Source organism: Collimonas silvisoli (assembly GCF_018305005.1).
In the GTDB taxonomy this organism is placed as follows: Bacteria; Pseudomonadota; Gammaproteobacteria; order Burkholderiales; family Burkholderiaceae_D; genus Collimonas; species Collimonas silvisoli.
Genome location: NZ_JAGQEG010000035.1, coordinates 38,473 through 54,472, shown reverse-complemented (window position 1 = coordinate 54,472; position 16,000 = coordinate 38,473). Strand labels below are relative to the sequence as shown.

Sequence of the window (16,000 nt, the reverse complement as noted above, 5' to 3'; positions counted from 1 at the left end):
GGCGCAATCCGTTCGGATCTACAACCGGGAACGGCCGCATACGGCCCTGAAATACAAAACGCCCGATGCGGTGCATCGAGCGTTTGTGTTGCAATAAAACCTGTCAACCTATTTTAGGACTGGACACCGACCTATTTCACGTGCTCTAAAAAAAACGCAACGGCATTCTTGCGAAGCCATTGCGTTTGAGTTTTCCGCTCAATTGAGAGCAGCGCTCTCAAGCTTTGGGAAAGCTATTTATTTCCACTTGAAGCCGTAACCAACGCTGAAGCCGGTGTTGTTGCCTGTAGTGCTTACCCCGGCGCCCCAGGCGCTATTGCCAGTCTTGCTGATGGATTTGAATTGCAAAGCCAATGCGCCGTAACCCTGGTAAGAACCCATGCCTACGCCTACACCTTTTTCGCCCGCTTCCAAAGGCGGCATCACCGCTCCCGACAACGCCATGCTCATCGCGATACCCGAGTAAGCGATACGTTTGATGTCGCCAATCTGGTTCTGCACATTGTTCAATTGCTGGACATTGACCGCATCAGTCAGGTTGACCCCAGGCGCCACATTGGTGATCCGGCGTTCGCTGCCGGCAGAACCCACCGACACCGTATTGGCCTGGTCCGCCACCGAATATGCTCCCAGCGCCACCGAGCGGCTCGCCGTAGCTTGCGCCCCGGCTCCCATCGCCACCGCGTCATTGCCCGAGGCCAGCGCGTTGTTACCAATCGCTACCGTCGGATCGCCTGTCGCCCTGGCGTTGTAGCCAATCGCCACCGAGCCTGCTTGTGATGCCAGGGCACGGAAGCCGACTGCCGTGGTGTTGGTATCGGTCGCTTGTGCGTTCGAACCCAAAGCCGTTGCGCCATCCTTGGTCGCTTGCGCGCACAAACCGGAGGCGCTAGCGTCCACCCCATTGACGCTGCTGCAGGTCGCCGCCACCACGTTAACAACAGCGGTGCCGGTGGTGCCGCGGGTCTGCACCGTGCCATTGCCATTGGAGCCGCCGATCGTAGTGCCGCCGAGCGTGGCGCCGTTGGCCGCCGCGTTAGTGGATGCATCCACCAGCGCCGTCAGCGACGTCGACAACGAAGCCGTACCGTTGGCGATGCCGCGCAGGCCGGTTGAGAGCGAAGTCACCTGGCTCAAGCCGGTCGATAGGGACGACAAGCCCGTTGACAACGAAGCGATGCCGGTCGAGGTGGAGGTCGACAATGAACTCACGTTGCCATTGGTCGTAGACAAGCCAGTCGACAAGGAACTGACGTTCGAAGTATTGCTCGATAGCCCGCTCGACAGAGAACTCACGCTGCTATTGGCGCTCGACAGACCGGTCGATAACGAACCGATGCCTGTTGAAGTGGAAGTCGACAGAGAATTTACGCTGCTGTTGACAGACGACAGACTGGATGAAGTGGCGGTCGACAGCGAATTCAGCTGGCTGAGGTTGACTGCATCGGTATTCTGCGTACCGGCTGCGACGTTGATGATCTGCCGCTCGCGGTTAGCCGAACCCACCGACACCACATTGTTACGTGCCGTGCCAGCCACTGTTTCATTGATCGAATTCGCGCCGATGGATACCGAATTCGAACCCTTGCTGACTACCGCATTATCCGAACCGTCCAGCTTGCCATCCGCCTTCAAGTAGTTGGCAACTCCGGAGCCCTGCAAGCTGCTCGACAACGAGGAAACGTTGCTATTGGTAGAGCTCAGACCGGTCGACAAGGAACCGATGTTGCTGGTTGTCGTGCTCAGGCCGGTTGACAGTGAGATGATGCCGGTTGAAGTTGAAGTCGACAGCGACGACACGTTGCTGTTGGTCGCGCTCAGGCCGGTAGACAACGAAGTGATTCCGGTCGAAGTCGATGTCGATAACGATGTCACGTTGCTGTTAGTCGTGCTCAAACCGGTCGACAGCGAAGTAATTCCGGTCGAAGCCGATGTCGACAACGACGACACGCTGCTGTTGGTTGTGCTCAGACCGGTTGACAGCGAGGTGATGCCCGTCGATGCCGATGTCGACAACGAAGTCACGTTACTGTTGGTTGTGCTCAAACCGGTAGACAACGACGTGATGCCAGTTGAGGTTGAAGTCGACAGCGACGACACATTGCTGTTGGTTGTGCTCAGACCAGTAGACAGCGAAGTAATGCCAGTCGATGTCGATGTCGACAAGGAATCCACATTGCTATTCGCTGTGCTCAGACCAGTCGACAACGAGCCGATATTGCTGGCGTTGGTGCTGATGCCAGTCGAAGCTGAGGTCGACAACGATGACACACTGCTGTTGGTCGTGCTCAAGCCGGTCGACAACGAGCCGATATTACTGGCGTTGGTGCTTATGCCGGTCGAAGTCGAGGTCGACAGCGACGATACATTGCTGTTGGTCGTACTCAGACCAGTCGACAACGAGCCGATATTGCTGGCGTTGGTGCTGATGCCAGTCGAAGCTGAGGTCGACAGCGACGACACGCTGCTGTTGGTGGTGCTCAGGCCAGTCGACAGCGAAGTGATGCCGGTTGAGGTCGACGTCGACAGCGAATTGACATTGCTATTCGTTGTGCTCAAGCCGGTCGACAGCGATGACACGCTGCTGTTGGTCGTGCTCAAACCAGTCGACAACGAACCAATGTTGCTGGCATTGGTGCTGATGCCAGTCGAGGTGGATGTCGACAGCGACGATACATTGCTATTGGTCGTGCTCAGGCCAGTCGAGGTTGAAGTCGACAATGATGACATGCTGCTGTTGGTTGTGCTCAGACCGGTTGACAGCGAAGTGACGCCGGTTGAGGTCGACGTCGACAGTGAATCGACATTGCTATTCGTTGTGCTCAAGCCGGTCGACAACGAGCTGATGTTGCTGGCGTTGGTGCTGATGCCAGTCGAAGTCGAGGTCGACAGCGACGAAACACTGCTGTTGGTAGTGCTCAGGCCGGTAGACAATGAACCAAGATTGCTAGCGTTGGTACTGATGCCAGTCGAAGCTGAGGTCGACAGTGACGATACATTGCTGTTGGTCGTGCTCAAACCAGTCGACAACGAGCCGATATTGCTGGCATTGGTGCTGATGCCAGTCGAAGTGGAAGTCGACAGCGATGTGACATTGCTATTAGCAGTGCTCAGACCGGTGGACAGCGAGGTGATGCCAGTCGATGCCGACGTCGACAACGAAGTCACGCTGCTGTTGGTTGTGCTCAGACCGGTTGACAGCGAAGTGACGCCGGTTGAGGTCGACGTCGACAGCGAATCGACATTGCTATTCGTTGTGCTCAAGCCAGTCGACAACGAGCTAATATTGCTGGCGTTGGTGCTGATGCCAGTCGAAGTCGAGGTCGACAGCGACGATACATTGCTATTGGTCGTACTCAGACCAGTCGACAACGAGCCGATGTTGCTGGTGTTGGTACTGATGCCAGTCGAAGCTGAGGTCGACAGCGACGATACATTGCTATTGGTCGTGCTCAGACCGGTCGACAGCGAAGTGATGCCGGTTGAGGTCGATGTCGACAGCGAATCGACATTGCTATTCGTTGTGCTCAGGCCGCTCGACAGCGAGGTGATGCCAGTCGATGCCGACGTCGACAACGAAGTCACGCTGCTGTTGGTCGTACTCAGGCCGGTAGACAACGAGCCGATATTGCTGGCGTTGGTACTGATGCCAGTCGAAGTCGAGGTCGACAGCGACGATACATTGCTATTGGTCGTGCTCAGACCAGTCGACAACGACGACACACTGCTGTTGGTCGTGCTCAGGCCAGTAGACAACGAACCGATGTTGCTGGCGTTGGTACTGATGCCAGTCGAAGCTGAGGTCGACAGCGACGACACGCTGCTGTTGGTTGTGCTCAGACCGGTTGACAGCGAAGTAACGCCGGTTGAGGTCGATGTCGACAGCGAATCGACACTGCTATTCGTCGTGCTCAAACCAGTCGACAACGAACCGATGTTGCTGGCGTTGGTACTGATGCCGGTCGATGTCGAAGTCGACAGCGACGACACATTACTGTTGGTGGTGCTAAGACCGGTTGACAACGATGTGATGCCGGTTGAGGTCGACGTCGACAGCGAATCGACACTGCTATTCGTCGTACTCAAGCCAGTCGACAACGAACCGATGTTACTGGTGTTGGTGCTGATACCGGTCGAAGTCGAAGTCGACAGCGACGATACATTACTGTTCGTTGTACTCAGACCGGTCGATGTCGAAGTCGATAATGACGAAACGCTGCTGTTGGCCGTGCTCAAACCAGTCGACAACGAACCAATGTTGCTGGCGTTGGTGCTGATACCGGTCGAAGTGGAAGTCGACAGCGACGATACATTGCTGTTGGTCGTACTCAGGCCGGTAGACAACAAGCCGATGTTACTGGCGTTGGTGCTGATGCCGGTCGATGTCGATGTTGACAATGACGAAACGCTGCTGTTGGCCGTGCTCAAACCAGTCGACAACGAACCAATGTTGCTGGCGTTGGTGCTGATGCCAGTCGAAGCTGAGGTCGACAGCGACGACACGCTGCTGTTGGTGGTGCTCAGACCGGTTGACAGCGAAGTGACGCCGGTTGAGGTCGACGTCGACAGCGAATCGACACTGCTATTCGTCGTACTCAAGCCAGTCGACAATGAGCTGATGTTGCTGGCGTTGGTGCTGATGCCGGTCGATGTCGATGTCGACAGCGACGATACATTACTGTTCGTCGTACTCAGACCGGTCGATGTCGAAGTCGATAATGACGAAACGCTGCTGTTGGTCGTACTCAGGCCGGACGACAATGAAGTCACATTGCTGCTGGCAGTGCTCAGGCCGCTTGACAACGATGTGATGCCGGTCGAGGCCGATGTCGACAGCGACGACACATTGCTATTGGTCGTGCTCAGACCGGTTGACAACGACGTGATGCCGGTTGAGGTCGATGTCGACAGCGAATCGACACTGCTATTCGTTGTGCTCAAGCCAGTCGACAACGAGCTGATGTTGCTGGCATTGGTGCTAATGCCGGTCGAAGTTGAAGTCGACAATGATGACACGCTGCTGTTGGTCGTGCTCAGGCCGGACGACAATGAAGTCACATTGCTGCTGGCAGTGCTCAGACCGGTTGACAGCGAAGTGATGCCGGTTGAGGTCGACGTCGACAGCGATGTGACATTGCTATTAGCAGTGCTCAGACCGGTCGATGTCGAAGCCGATAATGACGAAACGCTGCTGTTGGTCGTGCTCAGGCCGGTAGACAATGAAGTCACATTGCTGCTGGCAGTGCTCAGACCGGTTGACAGCGAGGTGATGCCAGTCGATGCCGACGTCGACAACGAAGTCACGCTGCTGTTGGTCGTACTCAGGCCGGTAGACAACGAGCCGATATTGCTGGCGTTGGTGCTGATGCCGGTCGAAGCTGAGGTCGACAGCGACGATACGTTGCTATTCGTTGTGCTCAAGCCGGTCGACAACGAGTCGATATTGCTGGCATTGGTACTGATGCCGGTCGAAGTTGAAGTCGACAGCGATGTGACATTGCTATTAGCAGTGCTCAGACCGGTCGATGTCGAACTCGATAACGACGAAACGCTACTGTTTGTTGTACTCAGACCGGTCGACAGCGATGCCACGTTGCTGTTGGTCGTGCTCAAACCGGTGGACAACGATGTAATACCGGTCGAAGCCGATGTCGATAACGACGTCACGCTGCTATTGGTCGTGCTCAGGCCAGTCGACAACGAGCCGATGTTGCTGGCATTGGTGCTGATGCCGGTCGAAGTTGACGTCGACAACGACGACACACTGCTGTTGGTGGTGCTCAGGCCGGTCGATAGCGAGGTGATGCCGGTCGATGCCGACGTCGATAACGAAGTCACGCTGCTGTTGCTCGTACTCAGGCCGGTAGACAGCGATACCACGTTGCTGTTGGTGGTGCTCAGGCCAGTCGACAATGAACCAATATTGCTGGCGTTGGTGCTGATGCCGGTCGAGGTGGAAGTCGACAACGACGACACACTGCTGTTGGTGGTGCTCAGGCCGGTCGATAGCGAGGTGATGCCGGTCGATGCCGACGTCGACAACGAAGTCACGCTGCTGTTGGTCGTGCTCAGACCGGACGACAATGAAGTCACATTGCTGCTGGCAGTGCTCAGACCGGTTGACGTCGAACTCGATAACGACGAAACGCTACTGTTTGTTGTACTCAGACCGGTCGACAGCGATGCCACGTTGCTGTTGGTCGTGCTCAAACCAGTCGAGGTTGAAGTCGACAACGAAGTCACGCTGCTGTTGGTCGTGCTCAGGCCGGTCGACAATGAACCAATATTGCTGGCGTTGGTGCTGATGCCGGTCGAGGTGGAAGTCGACAACGACGACACACTGCTATTGGTCGTGCTCAGACCGGACGACAATGAAGCCACATTGCTGCTGGCAATGCTCAGGCCGGTTGACGTCGAACTCGATAACGACGAAACGCTGCTGTTGGTTGTACTCAGACCGGTAGACAGCGATGCCACGTTGCTGTTGGTCGTGCTCAAACCGGTGGACAACGAGCCGAGGTTGCTGGCGTTGGTACTGATACCAGTTGAAGCTGAAGTCGACAGCGACGTGACATTGCTATTGGCAGTGCTCAGACCGGTCGAAGCTGAAGTCGATAACGATGAAACGCTGCTATTGGTCGTGCTCAAGCCGGTCGACAACGAGCCAATGTTGCTGGCGTTGGTGCTGATGCCAGTCGAGGCCGACGTTGACAACGATGTCACATTGCTGTTGGTCGAACTCAACCCGGTAGACAGCGAGCTGATACCGCTCGTTGCTGTGCTCAAGCCCGTAGAAGTGGATGTAGATAACGACGACACATTACTGTTGGTCGTGCTCAAACCCGTTGAGGTAGATGTCGACAACGATGTCACATTGCTGTTGGTGGTGCTCAAGCCGGTCGACACCGAAGTGATGCCGGTCGACGCCGAGGTCGACAACGACGACACGTTGCTGTTGGTCGTGCTCAGGCCGGTCGACAGCGAGGTGATGCTCGTCGATGCCGAGGTCGACAACGAGGTCACGTTGCTGTTGGCTGTGCTCAGGCCGGTCGACAGCGAGGTGATGCCGGTCGACGCCGAGGTCGACAACGATGTCACGTTACTGTTGGTGGTGCTCAATCCGGTCGACAGCGAGGTGATGCCAGTCGATGCTGAAGCCGACAACGAGGTCACGTTGCTATTGGTCGTGCTCAGGCCGGTAGACAATGAACCAATATTGCTAGCGTTGGTACTGATGCCAGTCGATGCCGAGGTCGACAACGATGCCACGTTGCTATTGGTTGTGCTCAGACCGGTGGACAAGGAGGTTTCCGCCACTCTTGATGTGCTGATGCCCGTCGAAGTCGAAGCCGACAGCGAGGTCACATTGCTATTGGTGGTGCTCAATCCGGTGGACAACGAAGTCACGTTGCTATTCGTCGCACTAAGACCAGTCGAAGCAGAAGTCGAGAGCGAAGTCACGTTGCTGTTGGTCGTGCTCAGGCCAGTCGACAGCGAAGTGATGCCAGTCGATGCCGAGGTCGACAACGACGACACGTTGCTGTTGGTGGTGCTCAGACCTGTTGAGAGAGATGTTACGTTGCTGTTGGTGGTACTCAAGCCGGTCGACAGCGAGGTGATGCCAGTCGATGCCGAGGTCGACAGCGAAGTCACGTTGCTGTTGGCTGTGCTCAGACCGGTCGACAGCGAAGTAATGCCGGTGGAAGCCGAGGTCGACAACGAGGTCACGTTGCTGTTGGTCGTGCTCAGACCAGTCGACAACGAAGTGATGCCCGTCGATGCCGAGGTCGACAACGACGACACGTTGCTGTTGGTGGTGCTCAGACCTGTTGAGAGAGATGTTAGGTTGCTGTTGGTGGTACTCAAGCCGGTCGACAGCGAGGTGATGCCAGTCGATGCCGAGGTCGACAGCGAAGTCACGTTGCTGTTGGCTGTGCTCAGACCGGTCGACAGCGAAGTAATGCCGGTGGAAGCCGAGGTCGACAACGAGGTCACGCTGCTGTTGGTCGTGCTCAAGCCGGTCGACAGCGAAGTGATGCCGGTCGATGCCGAAGCCGACAACGAGGTCACGTTGCTATTGGTCGTGCTCAGACCTGTTGAGAGAGATGTTACGTTGCTGTTGGTCGTGCTCAGGCCAGTCGACAGCGAGGTGATGCCCGTCGATGCCGAGGTCGACAACGATGTCACGTTGCTGTTGGCGGTGCTCAGACCGGTCGACAGCGAAGTAATGCCGGTGGAAGCCGAGGTCGACAACGAGGTCACGCTGCTGTTGGTCGTGCTCAAGCCGGTCGACAGCGAGCTCACGTTGCTATTGGTTGTGCTCAGGCCGGTCGACAGCGAAGTAATGCCGGTAGAAGCCGAGGTCGACAACAATGTCACATTGCTGTTGGTAGTGCTCAAGCCAGTCGACAGCGATGTGATGCCAGTCGACGCCGAGGTTGACAACGACGACACGTTGCTGTTGGTCGTGCTCAGACCTGTTGAGAGAGATGTTACGTTGCTGTTGGTGGTACTCAAGCCGGTCGACAGCGAAGTGATACCGGTCGAAGTCGATGTCGACAATGAGGTCACGTTGCTGTTGGCCGCACTCAAACCCGTCGAGGTTGAAGTCGACAACGACGACACGTTACTGTTGGTGGTGCTCAATCCGGTGGACAACGAAGTCACGTTGCTATTCGTCGCACTAAGACCAGTCGAAGCAGAAGTCGAGAGCGAAGTCACGCTGCTGTTGGCGGAGCTCAGTCCGGTGGACAGCGAAGTCACGTTGCTGCTAGCCGTGCTCAAGCCTGTCGAGGTTGAAGTCGACAGCGACGATACATTACTGTTGGTTGTGCTCAGACCTGTCGACAAGGAGGTTTCCGCCACTCTTGATGTGCTGATGCCTGCCGAAGTTGAAGTCGACAACGAGGTCATGTTGCTATTGGTGCTGCTCAGGCCGGTCGACAGCGAAGTAATACCGGTCGATGCCGAGGTCGACAACGATGTCACATTGCTGTTGGTCGTGCTCAGACCGGTTGACAGTGAAGTGATGCCGGTGGAAGTCGAAGTCGACAACGATGCCACGTTGCTGTTGGTCGTGCTCAGACCCGTCGAGGTTGAGGTCGATAGCGAAGACACGCTGCTGTTGACGGAGCTCAGGCCGGTGGACAGCGAAGTCACGTTGCTGTTGGTTGTGCTCAAACCGGTGGACAACGAGGTCACGTTGCTGTTTGTCGTGCTCAGGCCGGTCGACAGTGATGTGATGCCAGTTGATGCCGAGGTCGATAACGATGTCACGTTGCTGTTGGTAGTGCTCAGACCTGCTGAGAGAGATGTTACGTTGCTGTTGGTTGTGCTCAAGCCGGTCGACAGCGATGTGATGCCAGTCGATGCCGAGGTCGACAGCGAGTTCACGTTGCTGTTTGTCGTGCTCAGGCCGGTCGACAGCGATGTGATGCCAGTCGATGCCGAGGTCGACAGCGAGCTCACGTTACTATTGGTCGTGCTCAAGCCGGTCGACAGCGAAGTGATGCCAGTCGACGTCGAGGTCGACAACGATGCCACATTGCTGTTGGTGGTGCTCAGACCGGTCGATAGCGAGGCGATGCCAGTCGATGCCGAGGTCGACAACGAGGTCACGTTGCTATTGGCTGTGCTCAGGCCGGTCGATGCCGAAGTCGACAGCGACGATACGTTGCTGTTGGTCGTGCTCAAACCAGTCGACAGCGAAGTAATACCCGTCGATGCCGATGTCGACAACGATGCCACGTTGCTGTTGGTTGTGCTCAAACCGGTGGACAAGGAAGTTTCCGCCACTCTTGATGTGCTGATGCCCGTCGAAGTCGAAGCCGACAGCGAGGTCACATTGCTATTGGTGGTGCTCAAACCGGTCGACAGCGAAGTGATGCCAGTCGATGCCGAGGTCGACAACGATGTCACATTGCTGTTGGTCGTGCTCAGACCGGTTGACAGCGAGGTGATGCCCGTCGATGCCGAGGTCGACAACGATGTCACATTGCTGTTGGTCGTGTTCAGACCGGTTGACAGCGAGGTGATGCCCGTCGATGCCGAGGTCGACAACGACGACACGTTACTGTTGGTGGTGCTCAATCCGGTGGACAACGAAGTCACGTTGCTATTCGTCGCACTAAGACCAGTCGAAGCAGAAGTCGAGAGCGAAGTCACGTTGCTGTTGGTTGTGCTCAGACCTGTTGAGAGAGATGTTACGTTGCTGTTGGTGGTGCTCAGACCGGTCGACAGCGATGTGATGCCGGTTGAAGCCGAAGCCGACAACGATGTCACGTTGCTATTGGTGGTGCTCAGGCCGGTCGACAACGAAGTGATGCCAGTCGACACCGAGGTCGACAACGATGCCACACTGCTGTTGGTTGTGCTCAGACCTGTTGAGAGAGATGTCACGTTGCTGTTGGTCGTGCTCAGGCCGGTCGACAGCGATGTGATGCCGGTTGAAGCCGAGGTCGACAACGATGCCACATTGCTGTTGGTGGTGCTCAGACCGGTCGACAGCGAAGACACGCTGCTGTTGGCGGAGCTCAGTCCAGTGGACAGCGAAGTCACATTGCTGTTGGTGGTGCTTAGGCCAGTCGACAAGGAGGCTTCCGCCACCCGCGATGTGCTGATGCCAGTCGAAGTAGAGGTCGAGAGCGACGAAACGCTGCTGTTGGCGGAGCTCAGGCCAGAGGACAACGAACTCACGTTACTGTTGGTTGTGCTCAAGCCCGTCGACAACGAAGTCACGTTACTGTTCGTTGTGCTCAAACCGGTAGACAACGATGTCACGTTGCTGTTTGTCGTGCTCAGGCCGGTCGACAGCGATGTGATGCCGGTGGAAGTTGAAGTCGACAGTGACGTTACATTGCTGTTAGTCGTACTCAACCCGGTGGACAAAGAGGATTCCGCCACTCGTGACGTGCTGATACCGGTCGAAGTAGAGATCGACAGTGATGTTACGTTGCTATTGGTGGTGCTCAGGCTCGTCGACAAACTGCCTACTGTCGTCGATGTGGATGTCGACAAACTGTTAAGGTAAATTCTGGTGTTGTTAACGTAGTTAACGCAAGTAGCATCGGCAAGGTACATGGTGCCGCCACTGCCTGAAGTACACGCCGCTTCTGGCGTCGTTTGTGCAAACACATAATTCGGCGCAAACAAGAACAACGGCGCAATGGCTCCGGCAGCCACTATTGCGGCGGCCACTTTTGAGCTACTACGCTTACCGCGCGCCGCCGTATTTTCGGAGACAGCGACCCAGGCGCCAAGTACTTCACTGTAGACGGTGCGGTAAATCTTATTCATGAATGACTCTATTCAAAATGTAATGAGGCTTGCGACTTGGAATCAGACCGATTGCGCAAGCAAGATCACATGGAAAAAATTGGGGAATAACTAAGGACAGCCAAGCGGATGTCGGCAAAGCATTATTTGGCCGTAGCCTCTAAAGGACCGTACTGGGAACCGATTCCCGCCCGAGGTTTGCCCCGCCGATCAATGCTACTTTTCGCCCGGCGCGCGCTTTGGCATGGCCGGACACAAAGGTCGCGCCGGCAAACTCGCCGCGAGGCAGACCGGAGTGATCGATCTGGCGCCCTATGGCCTGCCAGAATCGCTTGTCAGGTGCTGAGCCGAACTTGCTGCGCAAGAGTTGTTCAGCCCCATCGATCGGTGCTTTAACCGGGACCGTTTGATGCAATTCATTCATCTTCTCACCCTGAAAATTTGATGTTCTATGATCAAAAAGAATTCAGCTTCATCGCATCAAAGACGGGAAGTTCAAGTGACTTGGATACTTGCCTCAGATCGATTGAAAAATTTGGAGCCTGATATTTCGCAAGGCAGGCGGAATATGACCCCGCTCTTGCCTCTTTATAGTTAACAATTTTTAGATTTATGCAACACTCGTTGACGCTTTAAGTTCTTCTTCGCTACCATCCCGCCGCATAAACACTACTAAATCCACGCCAGCATTTCGTTAAACCCATCAAGGCGTTTGGCCGAAATCAAAATATTGCAATTTATACACCGCGTGGACTCGCATCTAGAAGCTTAACGATTCGCTCACTACCTCAACTCACGCATCAATAGATGTAAAAATTCGTAAATTATAGAAACGAGCCAAATGTTAATTTCAATTAATATTTATGTCATCAAAATAAGTTCCCCAAAGTCGCCAATAAACAACGAATAAATTTGTATATGACGATCATTTTTTTTCAAACCAATCCAGCTTTACCGCTGATTTTCTTAAGAATTTTCTGCAAAAACATGGCTTAACCCCTTATATATATTGGCTTTATCAAGTTATACGAATTGTAAATATCAAAAACAACAAATTTCCATGTGGGAATATAAATAATTAACAGTAATTTGCATTCTTAAAATCGAAATCTTCCAAGGAGAGCAATCCGATCAATTTATTTCCACATGGAAATGATAAATATGTTTCTTTGCATTAATCATGTAACAACCAAAGGAGTTTCCAGGCGAAAATTGGACAATCACTACAGCGCATGGCGGATGCCACATGGAAAGTGATATTTTGTATAGCTGTAATTGCAATTCTGCCTAGGAATGGGACAGAGCTCCGTTGAAGCACGGAAGTCCCAGGGGGCCGCTAAAAGTGAGGATTCGCAGTGACGTGAGCTTGCTTGAAAAACAGTTCGGCTTATTTCATGGCTAGACGTAACGATGCAAATGGAAATGTAAAGTTGATTACCAATTAAACAATCAAACTACTGTTTCCATGGCGACGCGCCAATCAACTCCAGGTGATAAAAAACCCGCAACAACATGGTCATTGCGGGTTTCTTGCGGAGCTGAAATGGGCTATCTGATATCGTCCTGACCGTCGCTTTCCGCCTCTGCTTCAGCTTGGCGCTGCGCCATTTCTTCCTGGTGGCGCGCCAGCAGTGCGGCGCGCGTTTGCGGCGTTTCCAGGCTGATGCGGCCAAGCGCGCCGGTGCGATAATCTTGCAACAGGGTGTGCGCAGCTTTCTCCAGATCAAGATCGCCGCCCTTGAGACGAAAACCCCGCCGCACCGCCACGCCTTCGATCACGCTGACGCCGTCAATGCCATCCGTCTTGATGCCATAACGCGCAGCCAGCAAAGGTGCGTAGCGAATCAGCAGCTCATCGGCCAGAAATGTGGCGACCTCTTCTTCGATCAATGCGTTGGTGCCTATGGCGTGGCTGGCAGCCAGCATCAGGCCGTCGCTCGGATGGGCAATCTTGGGCCACAACATGCCAGGGGTGTCGATCAGCACCATATTGTTGCCCAGGTACAGACGCTGCTGCACCTTGGTCACGGCCGGCTCGTCGCCTACGGCCGCCACACGGCGCTTCAGCAAGGCGTTCATCAGCGTCGATTTACCGACGTTAGGAATTCCCATGATCATCATGCGCAACGGCTTTAACGGCGTGCCGCGGTGCGGCGCCAGCGTCAGGCACAAACCCGGTATCTTGGCGACATCTGAAGGCTTCTTGCAGCTGAGTGCCACCGCGTGTACGTTTTTCTGGCTGTTGTAGTAGGCAATCCAGGCCTGGGTCACGGCCGGATCGGCCAGATCGCTTTTGTTCAGGATTTTCAGGCAGGGACGCTGACGAAACAGGCGCAGCTGTTCGATCATGGGATTGCAACTGGCTTGCGGCAAACGGCCGTCGAGCACCTCGATCACGAGATCGACCTTCTCCATAGCTTCCGCCGCCTTCTTGCGGGCGGCGTTCATATGACCGGGGAACCATTGTATGGACATGCGTTGTCTTGTCTGACTAAAATAAACCGCTATTGTACGGACTTATTTCGGTTCTACCCCAACCCTGACGCCGCACACCACATGATGCCGGATAGTAAACGGCCATCGCCCGGAGCTTTCGGCGCTTCGTCGCGCCCTGCGGCAGCACGATTATTCGAGTTCGGCCAATACTTTCATATGCGCAACCACGCTGCGCCCCAGCGCCGACAGGTTGTAGCCGCCCTCCAGGCAACTGACGATACGGCCCTGCGCATGCTGCGCAGCGACCTCCATGATTTGCCGGGTAAGCCAGGTGTAGTCGGCCTCGACCAAGCCCATCTGCGCCATATCGTCTTCTCTATGCGCATCAAAACCGGCAGAAACGAAGATCATCTGCGGGCGGTGCGCGTTCAGCGCCGGCAGCCATTGCTCCGTCACCAGCTGCCGCACTATCTTGCCGTCGCTATAGGCCGGCACCGGAACATTGACCGCATTGCCCCCTTCCGCCTCGGCGCCGCTGAACGGATAAAAAGGGTGCTGGAAAAAACTCACCATCAGCACCCGCGGATCATGCGCAAAAATCTCTTCAGTGCCATTGCCATGATGCACATCGAAATCGACAATCGCCACCCGTTCCAGCCCATGTGCTTCCAGCGCGTGGCGGGCGGCTAGTGCAATGTTGTTGAACAGGCAAAACCCCATGGGAGCGCTTGAGGTTGCATGATGCCCGGGCGGACGCACCGCGCAAAACGCGTTGTTGATCTCCCCCGCCAGCACGGCGTCGGTCGCGGCCAGCGCCATCCCTGCAGCGCGCAGCGCCGCTTGCCAGCTATAGCCATTGATTGAAGTGTCGGGATCGAGCGGATAGCGGCCGCCCTTGCCGGCCAGGGCCAGACTGTGCTCTTTGATCAAAGCAATCATGGCTGCGCCGTGCACCTGCGCAAGATCGCTCTCTTGCGCCAGCGGCGCACTGCGGTAATCCAGCAACTGGTCGATGCGGCTGGCAATCAGCTGGTCTTCGATCGCCTGCAGCCTGGCCGGCGATTCCGGATGCCCGGCGCCCATGTCGTGCAGCTTGCAATCGGGATGGGTATAAAAAGCAGTAGTCAATTGATCTCGCCAAAAGTCTTGCCGGGAATGATGCGCAGCACTACGCTAGTGTACCCAAGAACTGAAAAATGAATGAGCAGATCCGTGGAATCCGTCGCGATCAATTCCCTGAAATCCGACAGTCCTGAAAAAACCATCATATTTCACTTTAAGGAACTAGGATAACTGCGGGGAAGTTTGTATGATTCTCTCTCCGCCATGCTGCCCTCATCAAACAAACCCATGTTCGCAAAAATCCACGCAGTTGCCCAGCAAGTCGGTCAGATCGTCGTCGGCAAGGATCATCAGATCCGCCAGGCATTGGTATGCCTGCTGGCGGGCGGCCATCTCTTGATTGAGGATGTGCCCGGGGTCGGCAAGACTACCCTGGCGCATGCACTCGCCATTTCCTTGGGGCTGCACTTCAACCGGTTGCAATTCACCAGTGATCTGCTGCCGGCCGACGTGGTGGGGATTTCAGTTTTCGATCGCGAGAAAAGCAGCTTTGTGTTTCACCCGGGACCGGTGTTCACCCAGGTGCTGCTGGCCGATGAAATCAACCGGGCCACGCCCAAAACCCAGTCGGCGCTGCTGGAAGCGATGGAAGAACGCCAGGTCACTGCCGAAGGCGTGACGCGCGATCTGCCGGAACCGTTCTTTGTCATCGCGACCCAGAATCCGGCGCATCAGGTCGGCACTTTCGCTTTGCCGGAATCGCAGCTGGACCGCTTTCTGATGTGCTTGTCGCTCGGCTATCCGGATGCCGCCGCCGAGCGCGCGTTGCTGATGGGGGAAGATCGCCGCGTCCTGCTGAAATCGATCGCGCCGGTGATGCAAGCGGCTGAATTGATCGAAGCCAGACAGGCATTGAAGCAAATCCACACCTCGTCTTCGTTGATCGATTACATACAGGCGTTGGCCCATGCTTCGCGCCAAAACGGCTTGTTTGCGGAAGGCATGAGTCCACGCGCCGCGATTGCGCTGTTGCAGGCGGCGCGGGCCTGGGCGGCTCTGGAGGGCCGCAATCACGTCATCCCCGAAGATATCCAGGCGGTACTGGTGCCGGTCACGGCGCATCGGCTGCGCCCGCTCAAGGCGCACACCGGCAGCGCCCTTGGTGCGCGCGATCTGGTTTTGCAGTTGATGAAGTCGGTCGCGGTTTAAAACATTCTTTCGTGACTAC

Annotated in this window: 6 protein-coding genes and 1 pseudogene; 2 read left to right on the top strand and 5 right to left on the bottom strand. The window is 55.5% G+C overall.

Features of this window, described 5'->3' with window-relative positions; genetic code table 11:
- On the top strand, positions 1-97 hold a 97-nt coding region (locus KHU33_RS11745), incomplete at its 5' end, for an integrase core domain-containing protein (RefSeq protein WP_211462952.1).
- 140 nt (positions 98-237) lie between these two features.
- On the opposite strand, the gene KHU33_RS26860 is transcribed toward KHU33_RS11745, so the two are convergent.
- The 5 genes and pseudogenes from KHU33_RS26860 to KHU33_RS11725 form a co-directional block, all read right to left on the bottom strand.
- Positions 238-11,079 carry a YadA-like family protein gene (locus KHU33_RS26860; RefSeq protein ID WP_456236950.1) on the bottom strand — a complete coding sequence of 3,614 codons (10,842 nt, stop codon included), beginning with the start codon at positions 11,077-11,079 and terminating at the stop codon, positions 238-240.
- Positions 11,080-11,163: 84 nt separating this feature from the next.
- Positions 11,164-11,295, bottom strand: a pseudogene (locus KHU33_RS26960) (ESPR domain-containing protein); the annotation flags it as partial.
- Positions 11,296-11,434: 139 nt separating this feature from the next.
- Positions 11,435-11,698: a hypothetical protein gene (locus KHU33_RS11735; protein ID WP_211463031.1), complete on the bottom strand. Its 264-nt coding sequence runs from the start codon at positions 11,696-11,698 to the stop codon at positions 11,435-11,437.
- A gap of 1,124 nt (positions 11,699-12,822) precedes the next feature.
- The gene (ylqF, locus tag KHU33_RS11730; protein WP_211463030.1) at positions 12,823-13,749 is read right to left on the bottom strand and encodes a ribosome biogenesis GTPase YlqF; all 927 of its coding nucleotides are present in this window, start codon (positions 13,747-13,749) and stop codon (positions 12,823-12,825) included.
- A gap of 150 nt (positions 13,750-13,899) precedes the next feature.
- Positions 13,900-14,838 (bottom strand): histone deacetylase family protein, encoded by a 939-nt coding sequence (locus KHU33_RS11725; RefSeq protein WP_211463029.1) that lies wholly within the window; start codon positions 14,836-14,838, stop codon positions 13,900-13,902.
- A 222-nt stretch (positions 14,839-15,060) separates the two neighbouring features.
- On the opposite strand from KHU33_RS11725, the gene KHU33_RS11720 reads away from it, so the two are divergent.
- Complete coding sequence (locus tag KHU33_RS11720; RefSeq protein WP_211463028.1) at positions 15,061-15,981, top strand: AAA family ATPase; 921 nt, start codon at positions 15,061-15,063, stop codon at positions 15,979-15,981.
- Positions 15,982-16,000 lie beyond the last annotated feature (19 nt).

Coding starts and splice junctions, on each gene's coding strand:
- ylqF (WP_211463030.1), bottom strand. CDS start 13,749: ATGTCCATACAATGGTTCCCCGGTCATATGAACGCCGCCCGCAAGAAG.
- KHU33_RS26860 (WP_456236950.1), bottom strand. CDS start 11,079: ATGTACCTTGCCGATGCTACTTGCGTTAACTACGTTAACAACACCAGA.
- KHU33_RS11720 (WP_211463028.1), top strand. CDS start 15,061: ATGTTCGCAAAAATCCACGCAGTTGCCCAGCAAGTCGGTCAGATCGTC.
- KHU33_RS11735 (WP_211463031.1), bottom strand. CDS start 11,698: ATGAATGAATTGCATCAAACGGTCCCGGTTAAAGCACCGATCGATGGG.